Annotated in this window: 17 protein-coding genes; 14 read left to right on the plus strand and 3 right to left on the minus strand. The window is 47.0% G+C overall.

Features of this window, described 5'->3' with window-relative positions:
* Window positions 1-263: 263 nt before the first annotated feature.
* Window positions 264-1,262 carry a GNAT family N-acetyltransferase gene (locus tag F7D20_RS09055; RefSeq protein WP_158463765.1) on the minus strand — a complete coding sequence of 333 codons (999 nt, stop codon included), beginning with the start codon at window positions 1,260-1,262 and terminating at the stop codon, window positions 264-266.
* Window positions 1,263-1,280: 18 nt separating this feature from the next.
* Window positions 1,281-2,108 (minus strand): glycerol acyltransferase, encoded by an 828-nt coding sequence (locus F7D20_RS09060; RefSeq protein ID WP_158463766.1) that lies wholly within the window; start codon window positions 2,106-2,108, stop codon window positions 1,281-1,283.
* Window positions 2,109-2,417: 309 nt separating this feature from the next.
* Between F7D20_RS09060 and rsmH the strand changes: the two genes are divergently transcribed.
* From rsmH to ftsZ, 12 genes are all read left to right on the plus strand, one after another.
* Window positions 2,418-3,335, plus strand: coding sequence for a 16S rRNA (cytosine(1402)-N(4))-methyltransferase RsmH (rsmH, locus tag F7D20_RS09065; protein ID WP_158463767.1), 918 nt, complete (start codon window positions 2,418-2,420; stop codon window positions 3,333-3,335).
* Window positions 3,336-3,535: 200 nt separating this feature from the next.
* The gene (locus tag F7D20_RS13285; protein ID WP_217757158.1) at window positions 3,536-3,901 is read left to right on the plus strand and encodes an FtsL-like putative cell division protein; all 366 of its coding nucleotides are present in this window, start codon (window positions 3,536-3,538) and stop codon (window positions 3,899-3,901) included.
* Entirely contained in the window at window positions 3,894-6,053 is a 2,160-nt protein-coding gene (locus F7D20_RS09075) for a penicillin-binding protein (protein ID WP_158463769.1), read from the plus strand. The genes F7D20_RS13285 and F7D20_RS09075 overlap by 8 nt, the downstream gene beginning before the upstream one ends.
* A gap of 37 nt (window positions 6,054-6,090) precedes the next feature.
* Window positions 6,091-7,551, plus strand: coding sequence for a UDP-N-acetylmuramoyl-L-alanyl-D-glutamate--2,6-diaminopimelate ligase (locus F7D20_RS09080; RefSeq protein WP_158463770.1), 1,461 nt, complete (start codon window positions 6,091-6,093; stop codon window positions 7,549-7,551).
* A 12-nt stretch (window positions 7,552-7,563) separates the two neighbouring features.
* Complete coding sequence (locus F7D20_RS09085) at window positions 7,564-8,832, plus strand: phospho-N-acetylmuramoyl-pentapeptide-transferase (RefSeq protein WP_022252079.1); 1,269 nt, start codon at window positions 7,564-7,566, stop codon at window positions 8,830-8,832.
* Between the two features lie 5 nt (window positions 8,833-8,837).
* Window positions 8,838-10,169 carry a UDP-N-acetylmuramoyl-L-alanine--D-glutamate ligase gene (gene murD, locus F7D20_RS09090; protein ID WP_158463771.1) on the plus strand — a complete coding sequence of 444 codons (1,332 nt, stop codon included), beginning with the start codon at window positions 8,838-8,840 and terminating at the stop codon, window positions 10,167-10,169.
* Window positions 10,170-10,212: 43 nt separating this feature from the next.
* Window positions 10,213-11,487: an FtsW/RodA/SpoVE family cell cycle protein gene (locus F7D20_RS09095; RefSeq protein ID WP_158463772.1), complete on the plus strand. Its 1,275-nt coding sequence runs from the start codon at window positions 10,213-10,215 to the stop codon at window positions 11,485-11,487.
* A gap of 77 nt (window positions 11,488-11,564) precedes the next feature.
* Entirely contained in the window at window positions 11,565-12,671 is a 1,107-nt protein-coding gene (murG, locus tag F7D20_RS09100) for an undecaprenyldiphospho-muramoylpentapeptide beta-N-acetylglucosaminyltransferase (protein WP_158463773.1), read from the plus strand.
* Window positions 12,671-14,050, plus strand: coding sequence for a UDP-N-acetylmuramate--L-alanine ligase (gene murC, locus F7D20_RS09105; RefSeq protein ID WP_022252075.1), 1,380 nt, complete (start codon window positions 12,671-12,673; stop codon window positions 14,048-14,050). The genes murG and murC overlap by 1 nt, the downstream gene beginning before the upstream one ends.
* Window positions 14,050-14,841, plus strand: coding sequence for a cell division protein FtsQ/DivIB (locus tag F7D20_RS09110; protein WP_158463774.1), 792 nt, complete (start codon window positions 14,050-14,052; stop codon window positions 14,839-14,841). Before murC ends, F7D20_RS09110 begins: the two co-directional genes overlap by 1 nt.
* A gap of 31 nt (window positions 14,842-14,872) precedes the next feature.
* The gene (ftsA, locus tag F7D20_RS09115; RefSeq protein ID WP_022252073.1) at window positions 14,873-16,315 is read left to right on the plus strand and encodes a cell division protein FtsA; all 1,443 of its coding nucleotides are present in this window, start codon (window positions 14,873-14,875) and stop codon (window positions 16,313-16,315) included.
* Window positions 16,316-16,367: 52 nt separating this feature from the next.
* Window positions 16,368-17,693, plus strand: coding sequence for a cell division protein FtsZ (gene ftsZ / locus F7D20_RS09120; RefSeq protein ID WP_158463775.1), 1,326 nt, complete (start codon window positions 16,368-16,370; stop codon window positions 17,691-17,693).
* Here the strand turns inward: ftsZ and recO are convergent.
* The gene (gene recO, locus F7D20_RS09125) at window positions 17,690-18,415 is read right to left on the minus strand and encodes a DNA repair protein RecO (RefSeq protein ID WP_158463776.1); all 726 of its coding nucleotides are present in this window, start codon (window positions 18,413-18,415) and stop codon (window positions 17,690-17,692) included. The two genes, ftsZ and recO, sit on opposite strands and share 4 nt — an antisense overlap.
* A 226-nt stretch (window positions 18,416-18,641) precedes the next feature.
* Here recO and rpsT point away from each other — a divergent pair, with 226 nt between their 5' ends.
* Together rpsT and gyrB are read left to right on the plus strand one after the other, a co-directional pair.
* Window positions 18,642-18,896, plus strand: a complete 255-nt coding sequence (gene rpsT, locus F7D20_RS09130; protein ID WP_022252070.1) for a 30S ribosomal protein S20 — start codon at window positions 18,642-18,644, stop codon at window positions 18,894-18,896.
* Window positions 18,897-19,130: 234 nt separating this feature from the next.
* On the plus strand, window positions 19,131-21,101 hold the full coding sequence (gyrB, locus tag F7D20_RS09135; protein ID WP_158463777.1) for a DNA topoisomerase (ATP-hydrolyzing) subunit B: 1,971 nt from the start codon (window positions 19,131-19,133) through the stop codon (window positions 21,099-21,101).
* Window positions 21,102-21,106: the final 5 nt, after the last annotated feature.

Below are 21,106 nucleotides of genomic sequence, written 5' to 3' on the forward strand. Positions count from 1 at the left end.
ATTATTTTTTCGCAGTTAACCATAGCGCCCCGATGAATATATATACTAAAGCTTTTCAGCAGAATAAATAGAAAAAACAAGTACTTGCATTGTCCATCACAAGCAACTTCGTTTTATCAGCAGGTTAAAAATCGCAGACATTCATAAACAAGAATACTAAAAAAGCGCCTCGAATGAACGAAACGCTTCTTTAGTATCTTGTTTTACTTCTCCAACTTTCACTCCACTCGGAAGTTGAATGTCTTTTATAAAACGGATAAGGTTTACTCGCCTTCCTTTTCCTTATAAATAATATTGTTGGCGCCACTTGTTATCTTCAACGCCTCCGGATGCTCGGCTATGAAACTGTTGATATGGCGCACACGCTTTTCTTCCAAAATCTCGTCGACAGCAATCAGAATACCAGTTTCCTCCACATCACCAAAACCATAATTGATGGCTGTGCCGAAAAGCTTCATCGTAGGACTGAGATTCATATAAGCATTCACCAAAGGGGGAATGTTGTAGCCCAACTCACGTACCTCGCGATTGAGAATGCGATAGTCGGCGCGGAAGTCATCTTCGGTAAAGATCGCCTTCAGCTCACTCTCTGGAGTCTCTATTTTCAATGGTTTCATCGGGATAACAAGATTCTCCTTATCATCGAAATGCTTCTTGAGGAAATAGAGAATCATGTCACGACCACGGCGAATATAAGACGGATACATCGTCATCTTGCCAAAGAAATATTTCAGTTCGGGATAGAGCACGGTAAGAGCTCCCAGACCATCCCACAGGTTGTCGAGCGCAAAAATGCTCTTGCTGTTCATGCGCACATTCTGATATTCCAATGAGACAAAGGAACGTCCCAACTCCACGGTATAAGGCATGTACTCCTTAAGGAACTTGTCTGAGAAATGGAACATATGACTCGTAGCCAATATAGGCTGTCCTTTAGCATCGAGTTTCCAGTCTTTACCCAAGAGATAACGATAACCGCCAATAATCTCGTCGGCCTCAGGATTCCACACGATGAGCTGCTTATAACAATTATCTCCAAAGTCGAACTCGTCCAAATCCATCGACTTGCCCGAGCCGCCTCCTGCTGTACGGAATGCGATTTCACGAAGACGGCCTATCTCCTTCAGCACATTGGGAGAGTCGTTGGCTGTCACGATATAGATTTCGTTATGACTCTTGTTTGTCATACGAAGCTGCTTGTCGGGAGTGAGCTCACTCTTCAACAAGTCCCTGTCTATTGGCTGGATTATATCTTCTTCCATAATCTATGATGTAACTTTCTATAATTCGTAAACTTTGTCTTTTACATATTGCGCCCATTCTGTGGGAGTCTTGCTCTTGTCGAAGGTCTGCCAGGGTATGGGCTTGCCAAAGGCGATACGGAAGTCCTTTCCCACGTTCCGGTACATCTCGTCGACCAAGAAAAGCATGGCTAAGTTGAAAGGCAAATACTTGTCGCTGAATCGGGCGATGCGATAGAAGCGCTCCGAGTTCTGTCCGCTGAAATGGATAGGCACCACATCGCGCTGATACTCCACACTCTTTGAGATAAATGTCTTTTTCCAGGGCAAGTCGCGAATACTGCCATCTGGCTGTTTGCGGCTGTTGAGACCTGCAGGGAACATCAGCATGTGATTGTCGCTCTGGAAGCCAGCCTCCACCATACGGGGGAAGTCACGGCTCTGGCGTCCCGTCTTGTTGATACCTATACTGACGGGCTTAAGACCTGGCAGATTAAGAAGCAGGTCGTTCACAAGATAACGGAACTTTCCGTCATAATGGGTGCCAATGATGGAACCAAGCGCCACACCGTCCTGTCCTCCCAACGGATGATTGGACACGAAGGTATAAAGCTTGCCATCGTTCTTGTCGGGCAGATTCTCCACTCCCTCCAATTGTATGTTCATCTTGAGATACTTCACGCACTCAGTAAGCCACTCGGTACCCTGAAGATGACGACTTTCCCACAAGAAGCGGTTCACTTCATCCTCGTGAACGGTCTTCTTGAGCCAGGAAACAAGAAAAGAGGGCACAAACTTTGCCTTTGCTCCCATCTTGCTCTTCAAAATCCTGCTTATGTCAATCGTTTTCTCTATAGATTCGCTCATGTTTGCTGTAAAAACATCTAAAGTACGTGCAAAAATAACTCAACTTTTTTAAATACGTGCCATTTTTAATGAAAAAATGATAAAATACGATGTTTTTGATGAAAAAACAGTCGATTTATATAGCTTTTGGCTTTCATTTTTATGTCTGAAGCTCACTTTAAGCATTCTGAAAGAACTCTCGCCAACTCTTGACACAAGACAAAAAGCGACCTCATTTTATTAAGTTTTATAAATTTTGCAAGAAAAAGTAAACAGATATGAGGATTTTTGTGTACCTTTGAACCCGAATTCTTATTTAAATAGGTACACATGCGATTAATCGACAACAATACATACCACGTGCCTGTGCTTCTCAAAGAAAGCGTAGACGGTCTGTCCATACATCCTGGAGGAGTGTATGTGGACGTTACTTTTGGAGGCGGAGGCCACTCTAAGGAGATACTCTCACGAATAGCCGACAACGGTCACCTGTACAGCTTCGACCAAGACGCCGACGCCGAACAGAACGTCATCCCCAATGAGCACTTCACCTTCGTATGCTCCAACTTCAGATACCTGAAAAACTGGATGCGCTACTATGGCGAGGAAGGTATTGACGGATTGCTTGCCGACCTGGGTGTATCGAGCCATCATTTCGATGATGAGAGCAGGGGCTTCTCCTTCCGCTTCGACTCTCCGCTCGACATGAGAATGAACAAAAGAGCGGGCAAGACTGCTGCCGATATCGTAAACGAATACGAGGAGGAGGCACTTGCAGACATCTTCTACCTGTACGGCGAACTGCGCAACGCCCGGCGCATAGCTGCAGCTATCGTCAAAGCAAGAAGCAGCCAAAAGATAGAGACAACGACCGACTTCATACACGTAGTGGAGCCTTTCTTCAAGCGCGAGCGAGAGAAAAAAGATATGGCAAAACTGTTTCAGGCCCTGCGAATAGAGGTAAACCACGAGATGGACGCCCTGAAGGAAATGCTCAAGGCTGCGACAGAAATCCTGAAACCAGGCGGAAGGCTGTCGGTCATCACTTACCACTCGCTGGAAGACCGAATTGTGAAAAACGTGATGAAGACGGGAAACCCAGAGGGAAAAGTGGTGCAGGACTTCTACGGAAGAATAGAATCTCCCTTCAGACTCATCAACAACAAGGTCATCATCCCCGATCAGGAAGAGCAAGAAAGAAACCCAAGAAGCCGAAGCGCCAAACTTAGAATTGCAGAAAAGAGATGAAAGAAAAAGAAATAAAGGAAGACCAGGAAGCGAAGGCCGACAGCAAGACTGCCGAGACACCCGCTCCTCAAGAGCCGGGCAAGAAGGCAAAAGAGGCAAAAGAGACGAAAGCCTCACAAAAGCCCCAAGACTCGCAAGACTCAGATGACTCAAAGGAGCCGGCTGAGGGAGAGGAACACGAGGAGTCACTCAAGGAAGCCATCGCCAAACAAGCCATAGAAGACGAGGCGCCCCTATCGTCGAGCTTCACCCTGAGAAAGATTTTGGGCGGCGACATTCTGACGGCACAAGTGATACGCCGGCAGATATGGCTCATCGTGTTAGTGGTGTTCTTTATCATCATATACATATCCAACAGATACAGCATACAACAGGACATGATAGAGATAGACCAACTGCAGGAGGAACTGCAGAACGCCAAATACAAAGCCCTGTCGAGCAGCAGCCAAATAACAGAAAGAAGCCGAGAGAGCAACGTGCTGAAAATGCTGCAGAACAACAAAGACAGCGTCCTGCACATTGCCACCCAGCCACCATACATCATAAACGTACCGGAGAATGAGTAAATTTGACAATAAGAGAGTGATGCCACGATACAGCGCCATAGCCATCGTCATGACGGTCTTTGCACTCTGCATCGTAGGAAAATCCATATACATAGCAACGGCCAAGCGCGACTACTGGATGAAGGTGGCACAGCGACAGAAGAAAGATTCTGTAACCGTGAAGCCTACCAGAGGAAACATCCTTAGTTGCGATGGACAGTTGATGGCCAGTTCGCTGCCTGAGTATAAGCTCTTCATGGACTTCAAGGCACTCAAAGAAGCTGGCAACGACTCACTGTGGGACGTCAAGGAAGACTCCATCTGTATGGGGCTGAGTAAGATTTTCCCCGAACTGACATTCACCGAATTCAAGCGACACATAGACGAGGGAAGAAAGAAACAAAGCCGACACTGGTCTTTATATCCACGCCGCATCAACTACAACACGTTCACCGAGGTGAAAGCCCTTCCGGTATTCAACCTGGGAAAGAACAGCAGCGGTTTCCATTGGGAAGAATACAACGCCCGAACACGTGGATTCGGAGGACTGGCTGGCAGAACCATCGGAGCCTTGTTTGGTGCCAAGGATACTGCCCGCTTCGGACTGGAACTCTCATACGACTCCATCCTGAGAGGAACCAACGGAATCGTGCAGCGCAAGAAAGTGCTTAACAAATACCTGAACATTACCGACACGCCACCTATAGACGGAGCCGACATCGTGACCACCATCAACGTGAGCATGCAAGACCTGGCAGAACGCTCATTAGAGCAGGAGTTGAAGGAAATCAACGGAAATGTGGGCGTAGCCATCGTCATGGAAGTGCATACGGGAGATGTGAAAGCCATCGTCAACCTGGAGAAGTGTGATGACGGCGAATATCGGGAAGTAAGAAACCATGCCGTCAGCGACTTGCTGGAGCCAGGCTCTGTATTCAAGCCAGCCTCGCTGCTTGTAGCCTTGGACGACGGAGTGGTTGACACCCTGTGCCGAGTGGAGACAGGAAACGGCGTATGGAACATGTATGGTCGAGACATGAAAGACCATAACTGGAGAAAGGGAGGCTACGGAATGCTTACCTTTGCGGAGACCCTGTGGTACAGTTCCAATATCGGAGTAAGCCGAATCATAGACGACCATTACCACAAACATCCAGAGAAGTTTGTGCAGGGAATAGACCGTCTCGGACTGAGAGACAATCTGAGAATACCATTGGTGGGCTCTACACCTGCCATCATCCGTATGCCTCGCAAGAACAGCCGTGGACAATACGTCAACTGGAGCAAGACTGCCCTGCCATGGATGAGTATAGGATACGAGACACAGGTTCCGCCCATCAGCACGCTGACATTCTACAACGCAGTAGCCAACAACGGAAAGATGGTTCGTCCGCGCTTTGTCACCAAAGTGGTGAAGAACGGAGAAACCCTCAAAGAGTTCCCAGTAGAAGTCATGCGACCACAGATAGCCAAGGAAAAAAGCATCAAAGAACTGCAGACCATCTTGGAGCAAGTGGTAAGTGTGGGATTGGGACGTAAGGCAGGCTCACCCAATTTCAAGGTGGCAGGCAAGACGGGTACAGCTCAGATATCTAAAGGTGCGGGGGGATACAAGAACGGAGGAACAAACTACCTCGTCAGTTTCGCAGGCTATTTCCCTGCCGATGCTCCTCAATACAGCTGCATCGTCTGCATTCAGAAATCGGGACTCCCAGCTTCGGGCGGCACAATGAGTGGAAAGGTCTTTCATGAAATTTCAGAAGGCATCATGGCACAGAGTCTGAAACTCGATGTGAAAGATGCCCGCGACTCAGCCTCAGTCTTCTTGCCAGACGTAAAGTCGGGCAACATACTGGCTGCCGACTATGTGCTGAAGCATCTCGGAATAAACACCGCCACCAATTGGTCGGGCAGTTATGCGACAGGCAATCCTATATGGGGAAAGGCCGAGAAGGAAGGAAAGAAGAAAGTACTGCTCATCAAGGAGAAGCAATACAGCAAGAATGCCGTACCCGATGTATCGGGCATGGGAGCAAGAGACGCTATCTTCATGATGGAAAGCCGAGGCATAAAGACCAGAATTTACGGTCGTGGAAAAGTAGTAAAACAAAGTCTTGTACCAGGAACAAGAATCAAGAAAGGACAAGTCTGCGCACTCACACTCGACCTATAATATATAATAATGTATAGAAACATCAAAGAAACAGAATATGAAACTACAAGATTTACTCAAGAACATTCAGCCTGTGGAAATAGCAGGCGATGTGGAGACCGAGGTTACAGGAGTGAACATTGACTCTCGAAAAATCAAAGATAGCCATTTGTTCGTTGCCATGAAGGGAACGCAAGTAGATGGTCACAAGTTTATACCCAAAGCCATCGAGCTTGGCGCCAAATCCATTCTGTGCGAAGACATGCCTGAGGAGAAGGTGGAAGGCGTCACCTACGTGAAAGTAGAATCTACAGAGGACGCAGTGGGAAAAGTTGCCACCCTGTTCTATGGCGATCCATCCAAGAAACTGAAGCTGGTGGGTGTGACTGGAACAAACGGAAAGACCACCATCGCCACCTTATTATATAATATGTTCCGCAAGTTCGGACATAAGTGCGGCTTGCTGTCTACCGTCTGCAACTATATCGAGGACGAAGCTATTCCTGCCGACCACACCACTCCCGACCCAATCGAGCTCAACCTCCTGCTGAGCAAGATGGTAGAAGCAGGATGCGAGTATGCCTTTATGGAATGCTCTTCGCACGCCATAGCACAAAAGCGTATCGGCGGTCTGACATTCACAGGCGGCATCTTCACCAACCTCACACGCGACCATCTCGACTATCACAAGACTTTCGAGAACTATCGCAATGCCAAGAAGGCCTTCTTCGACGGTCTGCCAAAGTCGGCCTTTGCCATTACCAATGCCGATGACAAGAACGGCATGATCATGGTACAGAACACAAAAGCCACCATCAAGACGTACTCTACACGGAGCATGGCCGATTTCAAGGCAAGAATCCTGGAATGCCACTTCGGAGGCATGTACTTAGATGTGGACGGCAGAGAAGTAGGCGTGCAGTTTATCGGTAAATTCAACGTAAGCAATCTGCTGGCTGTATATGGCACAGCCATCATGCTGGGCAAAAAGCCAGAAGATGTGCTTGTAGTACTGAGCACACTGCACAGCGTGAACGGACGTCTCGAACCCATCCAGTCACCAGAAGGCTACACAGCCATCGTTGACTATGCTCATACTCCCGATGCTCTCGAGAATGTGCTCAATGCCATACATGAGGTGCTCAACGGAAAGGGAGAAGTCATCACCGTATGTGGTGCAGGCGGAAACCGCGACAAGGGCAAGCGACCACTCATGGCACAAGAAGCCGTCAAACAAAGCGACAAGGTGATTATCACCAGCGACAATCCCCGTTTCGAGGAGCCACAGGACATCATCAACGACATGTTGGCTGGTCTGAACGAGCAGCAGATGAAGAAAGTCATCAGCATCGTAGACCGCAAAGAGGCCATCCGCACAGCATGCATGATGGCAAAGAAGGGCGATGTGATTCTGGTGGCAGGCAAAGGCCACGAGGACTACCAGGAAATCAAGGGCGTGAAACACCACTTCGACGACAAGGAAGTGATTCGCGGCATCTTCGGTATTAACAAGAAATAATAAAAGAAGAAAATGTTATACTATCTCTTTAGATTTTTAGAGCAATGGGGCATTTCCGGCTCCCACATGTGGGGTTACATCTCTTTCCGTGCCCTCCTGGCTCTCATTCTTTCGTTGGTTATCTCTGCTTGGTTTGGCGAGAAGTTCATCAAATACCTCAAAAGCAAGCAGATAACTGAAACTCAGCGCGATGCCAGCATCGACCCATTTGGTGTCAAGAAGATAGGAGTTCCATCCATGGGTGGCGTCATCATCATCATGGCAATACTCATACCGGTACTGCTGTTGGGACGTTTGCGCAACATCTATCTGATACTGATGCTCATCACCACCGTATGGCTGGGATTCCTGGGAGGTATGGACGACTTCATCAAGATTTTCAAGCGCGACAAGGAAGGACTGAAAGGAAAATACAAGATAGTGGGACAGCTCGGCATCGGACTTATCGTTGGCTTGGTGCTGTGGGCCTCACCTGATGTCAAGATGAACGAGAACTTAGCCATCGAGCGTCAGGGACAGGAGATGGTCGTCAAGCACAGGGCAGAGTCTACCAAGTCGCTGAAGACCACCATACCATTTATCAAGGGGCACAACCTTGACTACTCACGCATCATGGGATTCTGCGGCAAATACAAGACGGCAGCAGGATGGATTCTCTTCGTCCTGATGACTATCTTTGTCGTGACAGCCGTATCCAACGGAGCCAACCTGAATGACGGTATGGACGGAATGTGTGCAGGCAACTCTGCCATCATAGGTGTGGCATTGGGCATACTGGCCTATGTGTCTTCCCACATCCAATATGCCGCCTACCTCAACATCATGTACATACCTGGCTCCGAGGAGCTCGTAGTATTCTTCTGCGCCTTCATTGGAGCATTGATTGGCTTTCTGTGGTACAATGCCTATCCCGCACAAGTATTCATGGGCGATACAGGTTCGCTGACCATTGGCGGCATTATTGCCGTGGGAGCCATCATCATCCACAAAGAGCTCATGCTGCCTATTCTCTGTGGCATCTTCTTCGTAGAAAGCCTCAGCGTCATCGTACAGGTATACTACTATAAATTAGGCAAGCGTAAAGGTATCAAGCAGCGCATCTTCAAGAGAACGCCTATCCACGACAACTTCAGAACACAGGACAGCCAGCTCGACCCTGAGTGTAAGTATCTCATCAAGAAGCCACATGGTGCCATCCACGAATCAAAGATAACAATCCGTTTCTGGATTATCACCATCATTCTTGCTGCCTTAACAATTATAACATTGAAGATAAGATAAAAAATATGAGTAGAATTGTAATTTTAGGTGCTGGCGAAAGCGGAGCAGGAGCTGCCGTACTTGCCAAGAAAGAAGGTTTTGATGTATTTGTATCCGACATGTCAAAAATCAAGGACAAATACAAAAAACTGCTTGATGACCATCAGATAGAATGGGAAGAAGGCCACCATACAGAAGAGAAAATACTGAATGCCAACGAAATCATCAAGAGCCCGGGTATTCCTAAAGAGGCTCCAATGATTCAGAAACTGATGGCGCAGGGCACACCTATCATCAGCGAGATAGAGTTTGCCGCAAGATATACTGACGCCAAGATGGTGTGCATCACTGGCAGCAATGGCAAGACCACAACCACATCACTCATATACCACATCTTCAAGGCGGCAGGCATGGATGCAGGTCTGGCAGGAAACATCGGAAACAGCCTTGCCCTCCAGGTTGCAGAGGAGCCACACAAGTACTACATCATCGAGCTGAGCAGTTTCCAGCTTGACAATATGTACAAGTTCCGCGCCAACATAGCCATCCTTCTCAACATCACACCCGATCACCTGGACCGCTACGACTTCTGCATGCAAAACTATGTGGACGCCAAGATGCGTATCACACAAAATCAGACAGAAGAAGACAGTTTCATCTATTGGAACGACGATCCCATCGTGAAGAAAGAGATTGAGAAATACAATCTGAAGTCAAGAATCTGTCCGTTTGCTGAGAACAAGGAGGAAGGATGTGTAGGATACATAGAGGACGGACTCTACAAACTCGACTACCCTACTCCTTTCGCCATGCCAGAAGCTGAGCTGAGCCTTACAGGCAAACACAATATCTACAACAGCCTGGCAGCAGGACTTGCCTGCCATATTGCAGGAATTGACGAGGCTACGATCCGCAAGAGCCTGGGCGACTTTCCTGGCGTGGAACACCGCCTGGAGAAAGTATGCAAGGTGAATGGCGTGCAATACATCAACGACTCAAAGGCTACCAACGTAGACGCCTGCTGGTATGCACTCGAAAGCATGAAGACACCTACCATCCTGATCTTGGGAGGAAAGGACAAGGGCAACGACTACAGCCACATCACAGAACTGGTAAAGCAAAAGTGTGTAGGACTGGTATATTTGGGAGCCGACAACAAGAAGTTACACGACAACTTCGACTGTCTTGGCATTCCTGTTTGTGATACTCACAGCATGAAAGACTGTATCGCAGCTTGCCACAAGATGGCAAAAGAAGGCGACACTGTTCTGCTGAGTCCATGTTGTGCAAGCTTCGACCTGTTCAAAAACATGGAAGACAGAGGCGAACAGTTCAAGACACTTGCCCGACAACTGTAAAAGACAGAAAGACTAAAGACAAAGAAGAAGACAAAAAAGAGAAATGAGCAACAAAATAGGTAACATATTCAAGGGAGACAAAGTCATATGGATGGTGTTTTTCTTCCTCTGTATGATCAGCATCATTGAGGTTTACTCAGCCTCAAGTACGCTGTCGTACAAGAGCGGAAACTTCATGGGGCCAGTCATCAAGCACATGGCTATCCTTGTTGGCGGTGTCTTCGTCATGATTTGCATGCTGAAGGTCAAGTGCAAGTATTTCAAAATCGTGACTCCTTTCATGATTTTTATCTCTATAGTCTTACTTCTGTGGGTACTGTTGGCAGGACAGTCTACCAATGGCGCATCCAGATGGATCAGCCTCGTGGGCATCCAGTTTCAGCCTTCCGAGATAGCCAAGGGAACACTCGTACTTGCAGTAGCACAGATTCTAAGTGCCATGCAGAACGAGAACGGAGCTGACAAGCGGGCATTCAAATACATCCTGACAATCAGCGCCGTTATGATTTTCCCCATCATGCTCGAGAATATGTCTACAGCCATGCTCTTGTGTATCACCATTTTCTTCATGATGATCATAGGAAGAGTGCCTGGTAAACTGCTCGGAAAGCTTGCTGGTATTGTACTGCTCACCATCGTCTTCGCCATCTCGATGGTCATGCTGTTGGGGCATGACGAAGAGAAGTTGGCAAAGACAAACGACACCTTTACCGAACAGGTAGCGACAGAGCAACCTGAGAAGAAGAATACCGTACAGAAGATGTTCCACCGTATGGATACATGGAAAGCTCGTATCGACCACTTCCTCGACACAAAGCCTGTGTCGCCAGAGGAGGTAGACCTTGACAAGGATGCTCAGGTGGCTCATGCCAATATTGCCATTGCCTCATCCAACGTCATGGGCAAAGGTCCGGGAAACTCTGTAGAACGCGACTTCCTGTCGCAGGCCTTCTCCGACTTCATCTATGCCATCATCATTGAGGAGATGGGGGTGCCGGGAGGACTCTTTGTCGCATTCCTATATATCATCCTGCTCTTCAGAACAGGAAGAATAGCCAACCGGTGTGAGAACAATTTCCCGGCATTTCTTGCCATGGGACTTGCCATTCTTCTCGTCACACAGGCCCTTTTCAACATGGCAGTAGCCGTAGGACTCGCTCCTGTTACCGGACAGCCACTTCCTCTCATCAGCCGAGGTGGAACATCATCCATCATCAACTGCATGTATGTGGGTATCATCCTAAGCATCAGCAGAACAGCCAAGAAGAAAGAAGGAGCAGATGACAGGCAGACTGACCCAAAATTGGCTACAGCATAAAAAAGAACAACATTTTAAATAAAAAATGCCATAAAATGGATTTTTTTATTTACCTTTGCGATAGAAACTGAAAAAATATGAATAACGAGCTAAGAATTATCATTAGTGGCGGTGGAACTGGTGGACACATCTTCCCTGCCGTATCTATTGCCAACGCAATTAAAGCCAAGCGTCCTGATGCAAAAATATTGTTTGTCGGGGCTAAAGGCAGAATGGAAATGCAACGTGTCCCTGCAGCAGGATACGAGATCAAAGGCTTGCCCATTTGCGGATTCGACCGCAAACACTTGCTCAAGAACTTCGCTGTACTTTTCAGAATCTGGAAAAGCCAAAGAATGGCTAAGAAGATCATCAAGGATTTCAAGCCAATGGCAGCAGTAGGAGTTGGAGGCTATGCAAGCGGTCCAACTCTCAACGTGTGTGCCAGCAAAGGTATTCCCTGCCTCATTCAAGAGCAGAACTCTTATGCCGGAGTAACCAACAAGCTTCTGGCAAAAAAAGCCCAGAAGATATGTGTGGCGTATGAGGGAATGGAGCGTTTCTTCCCTGCCGACAAGATTATCATGACAGGTAATCCCGTAAGACAGAATGTGCTGAGCACTACTCTCACTAAAGAGGAAGCACGCAAGCAGTTCGGTCTGGACCCTGAGAAGAAGACAATTCTGCTCGTAGGCGGAAGTTTAGGTGCAAGAACCATCAACGAAAGTGTCTTGCAGAACCTGGACATCATAGAAAAAAGTGGCGTACAGTTTATCTGGCAAACAGGTAAGTACTACCACGAGAGCATCGTCAATCAGCTCAAAGACAAAGACCTTCCTATGCTGAAGGTTACCGATTTTATTAGCGACATGGGGGCAGCCTATCAGGCAGCCGACCTTGTCATAAGTCGTGCAGGAGCCAGCAGTATCAGCGAGTTCTGCCTTATCGGCAAGCCTGTCATCTTGGTACCAAGCCCGAATGTAGCAGAAGATCATCAGACCAAGAACGCCATGGCACTGGTCAACAAGGATGCAGCCATCTATGTGAAGGATGCCGACGCACCGGCAGTACTCATCAAGAAGGCTGTCGGCATAGTTGAGGATGCACAGAAACTCGCTTCTATGCGCGAGAATATCAAGAAATTAGGACTGAAGAACTCTGCCGACGTCATCGCCGACGAAGTCATAAAATTAGCAACAAAATAATGGAAATCAAAGATATAAAAGCAGTATATTTCGTAGGAGCAGGCGGCATCGGAATGAGCGCCATCGCCAGATATTTCTTAAAGAAAGGGCTCACCGTAGCCGGTTACGACAAGACTCCATCCGAGTTGACACACGAACTGGAAAAGGAAGGTATGCTCATCCACTATGAGGAGAATGTAGAACTGATTCCTTCTGCATGCAAGGATGCCAAGAACACGCTGGTCATCTACACACCTGCCATCCCCGCCACCCATCAGGAGCTTGTATACTTCCAACAGAATGGATTCACCATCGAGAAACGCGCTCAGGTATTGGGCACACTCACCCGCACACACAAAGGACTATGCGTGGCCGGTACTCATGGCAAGACATCCACTTCCACCATGTGCGCACACATCATGCACGAGAGTCATATCGACTGCAACGCATTCCTCGGAGGCATTTCAAAGAACTATGGAACCAACTACATCCTGTCCGACAAGAGCGACTATGTAGTCATTGAGGCTGATGAGTTCGACCGCAGTTTCCACTGGCTTCGTCCCTGGATGAGCGTCATTACAGCTACCGACCCCGACCATCTTGACATCTATGGCACAAAGGAAGCCTACTTGGAGAGTTTCCGCCATTATACAGAACTCATCCAACCTGGCGGTGCCCTCATCATCCACAAAAACCTGGAGATGAAACAGCATGTACAGGAAGGCGTTCGCGTATATGAATACAGCCTCGACGAAGGAGACTTCCATGCCGAGAACATCAAGATCGACAACGGCGAAATCACATTCGACTTTGTTTCTCCTATTGAGAACGTGCCCGGTGTTATCTTAGGACAACCCGTTCCTATCAATATAGAGAATGGAGTGGCAGCTATGGCTATGGCACAGCTCAATGGCTGCACAGCAGAAGAGTTGCGACAGGGCATGAAGACTTACGAGGGAGTGGTTCGCCGCTTCGACTTCAAGATTAAGACCGACAAGTTGGTACTGCTTTCCGACTATGCTCATCACCCCAAGGAGATTTACCAAAGTGCGAAGAGCCTAAGCGAGTTGTACAAGAACCGTAAGATAACAGCTATCTTCCAGCCTCATCTGTACACCCGTACAAGAGATTTCTACAAGGACTTTGCCGACAGTCTGAGCATGCTCGACGAAGTAATCCTCTGCGACATCTATCCTGCAAGAGAGCAACCTATACCAGGAGTCACCTCCAAACTCATCTACGACAACCTCAAACCAGGCGTAGAGAAGAGTATGATTCATAAGGAAGATGTTCTCGACCTCGTAAGAAGCAGAGATTTCGACGTGCTCGTCATACTCGGAGCTGGCGACTTGGACAACTATGTCCCTGAAATAGAAAAAATTCTAAAGGAAAAAATATAATGCGCATCAATTGGAAGAAGACTATTATCATCTTGCTCGACCTCATGCTCGGCGTTTACCTGACTTTCGCTATCACCAAGTTTAACAAACCTGATGAAAGCAAGAAAGTCTGCACAAAGGTGAACATCAACATACAAGACGAGATGACGAATGGTTTTCTGAACGCTAAAGAAATAAAGAAAAGGTTAGAAGCAAAGCAACTGTACCCTCTGAAGAAGAAGATGACCGACATCAGTGCCCGCAAAATAGAAGAGACACTGAAGACCAGTCCTTTTGTCAAGACAGCAGAATGCTACAAGACACAAAACGGCCTTGTCGACATCCATCTGACACAGCGAATGCCTATCGTGCGGATAAAGAGCGCCAACAACGAAGACTACTATATTGACGACCACTATCAGGTGATGCCGAATACCAAATATACAAGCGACCTCATTGTAGCGACAGGGCAGATCAACAAATGGTTTGCGCAGAACTATATCTCACTATTAAGCAAATCGCTTATGGTCAACGAGTTATGGAGAAACCAGATAGAACAAATCAATGTTCTGCCCGACAGAAGCATAGAACTGGTACCCAGAGTAGGCAACCACATTGTATATATAGGACGCCTGCCTGAATGCAGCTCAAAGAGGAAGAGAGAAGAGGATATCAACAATTTTGTCAATAAGAAAATGGACAGATTGGAGAAATTCTACAAATACGGACTCTCACAGGCAGGATGGAACAAATACTCGTACATCAACATCGAGTTCGACAACCAGATTATCTGCAAAAAGAGGCAGCAATAAACAACACAGCAAATAAAAAATAGATACAACTATGCCAAAGGAATTTATCGTAGCAATTGAACTTGGTTCATCAAAGATGACAGGTATAGCAGGACAGAAGAACCTGGACGGAAGCATCACGGTTCTTGCCACAGTGGAGGAAGACTCGTCTTCTTGCATCAGAAAAGGTGTGATATACAATATCAACCAGACATGTCTTTGCCTGACCAATATCATCAAAAAGTTGAAGGCAATACTGAAGCAAGATATCCGACAGGTTTATGTCGGTGTGGGTGGCCGTTCTATCCGCAGCATCAAGAACGTGATCGTGAAAGACCTGCCTGAGCACACCATCATCACACAGGAAATGATCAACGAGTTGATGGACATCAACCGCAACATGACCTATCCAGACCAGGAAATCCTTGATGCCATCACCCAAGAATACAAGATAGACAGCCAGCACCAGCTGGATCCTGTTGGCATACAGTGTTCTCACCTCGAGGGCATCTTCCTGAATATCCTGTGGCGCAGGACTTTCTACAACAACATCAACACATGTTTCGAGAATGCCCACATCTCTATTGCCGAGATGTATCTTGCACCTCTGGCATTGGCCGACCATATACTGACAGACTCAGAGAAGAGAGCGGGTTGTATGCTTGTCGACTTAGGTGCCGACACCACTACAGTATCAGTCTACAGCAAGGGCATCTTGCGTCATCTCTCAGTCATCCCACTGGGAGGCAACAATATCACAAAAGACATCACCAGCCTGCAAATCGAGGAACAGGATGCCGAGAAGATGAAGCTCAAATATGGCAAGGCTTATACAGAGAACAGCAATATCGACCCAACACTCAACTACCCGATAGACAAAGACCGTGTTGTAGAAAGCAAAAAGTTTATCGAGATTGTGGAAGCACGTGTTGAGGAAATCGTGGAAAATGTATGGTTCCAGGTTCCAGCAGAATATGCCGACAAACTGCTGGGTGGCATCATCCTTACCGGAGGCGGCAGCAATATGCCAGAGATAGGCAGGGCCTTCAAGATGCACACTCATATCGACAAAATTAGAATTGCTAAGTTCATCAACCAGACAGTCAACTCGAAAGATCCAAGATACACCAACCACGACGGAACGATGAACACTGTTCTTGGATTGTTGGCAAAAGGCAATATGAACTGTGCTGGCGACGAAATCAACACCGACCTGTTCAATCAGGATGGTCACACCACTGTCAATGATGTACATAAAACTCCACGAAATCCTAACGATACAGTTGGAACAGGCGTAGTTCTCACTGCTGCCGAAAAGCAGAAAGCAGAAGAGGAGGCACGTAAGAAAATAGAAGAAGAGGAAGAGGCTGCAAGAAAAGCTGCCGAAGAGGAGGCAGAGCGAATCAAGAAAGAGAAGAAAGAGAAGAGCATCTTCCACAGAGGCTTCCGATTCTTGAAGAAATTCGTCGAAGACAGTATTTCTGAGGAAGAATAGTTACACCTCTTTAATATATATACAAACAACAAATTTAATATAGATATTCATCATGCAAGATAACACTCCACATATTCTGGATTTTGGAGAACCAGAGAAAGAGAACAGCATCATCAAGGTAATTGGTGTAGGCGGTGGCGGCGGTAATGCAGTCAATCACATGTACAAAGAGGGCATCCATGATGTGAGTTTCGTACTCAGCAACACCGACAATCAGGCTCTCAACGACTCTCCTGTGCCCGTACATCTCCAATTAGGCAAGGAAGGACTTGGTGCCGGCAACAAACCAGAAAAAGCACGCGAGGCAGCCGAAGAAACATTGGACGACATCAAGAACATGCTGAATGACGGTACCAAGATGACCTTCATCACAGCTGGTATGGGTGGCGGCACCGGTACTGGTGCAGCTCCAGTCATAGCAAGAGTAAGCAAGGAATTAGGCATTCTTACCGTAGGTATCGTTACAATCCCCTTCCGTTTCGAGGGAACTAAGAAGATAGACCAAGCTCTGGATGGTGTTGAGGAAATGTCAAAGCACGTCGATGCTCTGCTCGTTATCAACAATGAGCGCCTGCGTCAGATTTATCCAGAACTGGCTGTGCTCGATGCTTTCGGCAAAGCAGACGACACACTGAGCATTGCAGCCAAGAGTATCGCCGAAATCATTACCGTACACGGACTCATCAACCTCGACTTCAACGATGTGAAGACAGTATTGAAAGATGGCGGCGTGGCTATCATGAGTACAGGCTATGGCGAGGGAGAAGGCAGAGTGAAAAAAGCCATCGAGGATGCGCTCAACTCTCCATTGCTCAACGACAACGATGTGTTCAACTCCAAGAAGATTCTTCTCAGCATTGCCTTCTCAAGTGAGAGAAAAGACAACACTGGTCTCACCATGGACGAGATGAATGACGTCAACGACTTCATGGGCAACTTTGGCGACGACTTCGAACTGAAATGGGGATTGGCTATCGACCCCGAGCTGGGCAACAAGGTAAAGGTGACTGTTCTTGCTACAGGATTCGGCATAGAGGATGTAGACGGTATGAACGTACATCTCAGAAAACATACAGAGGAAGAGACACGCAGAATCGCCGAACAGGAAGAGAAAAGAGCTGAGCGAGAAGACCGCAGAAAACATTACTATGGTTCTGACGGCAATACACCTCAGTACAAGCGTCATCCACATATCTTCCTCTTCCGTCCTGAAGACCTGGACAACGAGGACGTCATCATGCAAGTGGAAGATACTCCAACCTACAAGCGTACACGTCAGATGCTTGAAGACATTCGCCACATCGCCTCCGGTCAGCAAGAAACCACTAAGAAAGAAGAGGGCGACGAACCAGTAAAAGGCGTCATCAGTTTCGCTTAAACAAACAGTTCCTTCAATATAGGGAGAGTTTTCAATTCTGGAAAATCGGGCATGTGCAACCGATAATAACTTATAATCACCTCTACACATCTGTTACGCTCCTGCCGTGACATTGTGTAGAGGTGCATTGTTTGAAAGCGAAGCCTCATCAAATCGCGCATCCGCAAAGAATCATCTTTCGACAAGAACATCGAATGTACAGATGCTGGGGCAACAAACATTCCCTCACTCAGGTCGAAGCAACCACCTTGTGACGCATCTTCCACATTGGGCGCAATTCCCAAAAACAAGGTAAGACGAATCATGAAAACGATATGGAAGTTGGCAAACCCTTCACGCGCCAAGTCCAACCATTGCAGACTGCTCACTACAAAACTGAACAAGGAAACGTTCTCCTGCTCGTGGCGTGTAGTATAATACAAGAACTCAGAAAGGAACATCGCCATAGACATTTTATAGGGCGAAACCGGAATATCTGTAAAAGGAACAGCAATGAAAACATCCTTGAGCCGTTGCAGACTGGCCTTAGGACGATAATCAAACTCTAAGGACAAAACAGAAAGAGGTTGAAAATACTGACGCTTCACCTTAGCCTTCGCCGATTTGGGCAGACGAATCATAAAAGACAAACGCCCCAATGCCTCGGTAAGAAAATCAACAACAAGTTGATTGTCACCGAATTTAACCACATGTAGCACAACAGCTTTCGTTTTTATAACCATTTACTCGCCTTTTTTACCAAAACTATGGCAAAAATACGAAAAAATATGCATTTGAAGAAAAATTCCACATAAAAAATTTGTGAGAACAAAAAAAATGTAGTAACTTTGCACCCGCAAACAACAAATGGTCCCTTCGTCTATCGGTTAGGACGAGAGATTTTCATTCTCTAAAGAGCAGTTCGACTCTGCTAGGGACTACAAGTAGAATATATAATAATAAAAAAAGATGGCAAATCATAAATCATCAATCAAGAGAATCCGTCAGGACAAAAAGAAGTCTCTGCACAATAAGTATTATGCAAAGACCATGCGTAACGCTGTACGCAAGTTGCGCAACATGACAGATAAGGAAGAGGCTACAAAGCTGTATCCTACTGTTCAGAAGCTTTTAGACAAGTTGGCTAAGATCAACATCATCCACAGCAACAAGGCTGCTAACTTGAAGTCTGGTCTTGCTCAGCATATCGCTAAGTTGGGCTAATCTCAAATTAGGAGATAAACATACATAAGGCTGCATTCCGAAAGGATTGCAGCCTTAATTTGTTTACCAAACATCCAGGAACTCACACACAAAAGGAGCATAAACGACCCTTTTGAATATAAAAGGGAAAAATAAAAAAATAAGCATCGCTTTTTTGTGGTTTTTTAGCAACATTCTATCCCTTTTCTCGCTTTTTTTTGTTATCTTTGCACGGAAATAATACTAAACAAAGAAATGGCAGAAAATCAAAACAACGCAAATAATTATTCAGCGAGCAACATCCAAGTTCTCGAAGGACTTGAGGCTGTTCGCAAACGTCCTGCGATGTACATCGGTGACATCTCCGAGAAAGGTCTGCATCACTTGGTAAATGAGACTGTAGACAACTCTATCGACGAGGCCATGGCAGGTTACTGTACAGACATAGAGGTAACTATCAACGAAGACAACTCTATCACAGTAGAAGACAACGGACGTGGTATTCCTGTAGACGAGCATAAAAAATTGCACAAGTCTGCTCTCGAAGTAGTAATGACAGTGCTCCATGCCGGAGGTAAGTTCGACAAAGGTTCCTACAAAGTTTCCGGAGGTTTGCACGGTGTGGGTGTTAGTTGCGTTAATGCTCTGTCAACACACATGATGTCTCAGGTGTTCCGTGGAGGCAAGATCTACCAGCAGGAATACGAAAAGGGAAAGCCTCTCTATCCTGTAAAGGTGATTGGCGAGACCGACAAGCGCGGTACACGCCAGCAGTTCTGGCCAGACCCAACCATCTTCACCACTACAATATACAAATGGGATATTATTGCAAGCCGCATGCGTGAGTTGGCATTCCTTAATGCCGGTATCAAGATAACGCTGACAGACCTTCGTCCCGACGAAGAGGGAAAAACGAAACAGATGGTGTTCCATGCCAAGGACGGTTTGAAGGAATTCGTTCGCTATGTAGACCGTCACCGCACTCATCTCTTCGACGATGTCATCTATCTGAAGACAGAAAAGCAGGGCATTCCTATCGAAATTGCCATCATGTATAATACTGATTACAGCGAGAATATTCACTCGTATGTAAACAATATCAACACCATCGAGGGTGGAACCCACCTCACTGGTTTCCGCATGGCGCTCACCCGCACACTGAAAGCATACGCAGAAGCAGAGCCAACCATAGCCAAGCAGATTGAGAAAGCCAAGGTCGAGATTGCACCTGAAGATTTCCGCGAGGGTCTTACAGCTGTCATCTCTATCAAGGTCGCTGAGCCGCAGTTTGAAGGTCAGACCAAGACCAAGCTTGGAAACAGCGAGGTGCAGGGTGCCGTACAACAGGCTGTCAATGAAGCTTTGACCGACTATTTAGAGGAACATCCAGACGAGGCAAAGAAGATTTGTGAAAAAGTGGTCTTGGCTGCTACAGCACGTATCGCAGCACGCAAGGCACGCGAGAGTGTACAGCGCAAGAACTTTATGACTGGTGGAGGTCTGCCAGGCAAGTTGGCCGACTGCTCTATCAAGGATCCTAAGGAGTGCGAGATTTTCCTTGTCGAGGGTGACTCGGCTGGTGGTTCTGCCAAGCAGGGACGCGACCGCTTCCATCAGGCTATTCTTCCTTTGCGCGGTAAGATTCTTAACGTAGAGAAGGTGCAATGGCATAAGGTGTTCGAGGCGGAGTCAGTAATGAACATCATCCAGAGCATCGGAGTCCGCTTCGGAGTAGACGGAGAAGACAGCAAGGAGGCCAACACAGACAAGTTGAGATACGACAAGATTATTATCATGACGGATGCCGACGTCGATGGTTCACACATCGACACCCTGATTATGACATTGTTCTATCGCTTCATGCCAAAGGTTATCGAGGAGGGACACCTCTATATCGCCACTCCACCACTGTACAAATGTTCTTTCAAGAACAAGGTGAGCGAATACTGCTATACAGAACAGCAGCGCCAGGCCTTTATCGACAAGTATGGCGAAGGCGTGGAAGACAAGAACATCCACACTCAGCGATACAAAGGTTTGGGTGAAATGAACCCCGAGCAGCTCTGGGAAACCACCATGGACCCAAAGACACGACTCCTCAAACAAGTCACCATCGAGAATGCAGCTCATGCTGATGAGATCTTCTCTATGCTGATGGGAGACGATGTAGAGCCACGCCGTGAGTTTATCGAGCAGAACGCTACCTACGCTAATATTGACGCTTAATTAAA

It is taken from the genome of Segatella copri (genome assembly GCF_009495355.1).
Lineage (GTDB): Bacteria > Bacteroidota > Bacteroidia > Bacteroidales > Bacteroidaceae > Prevotella.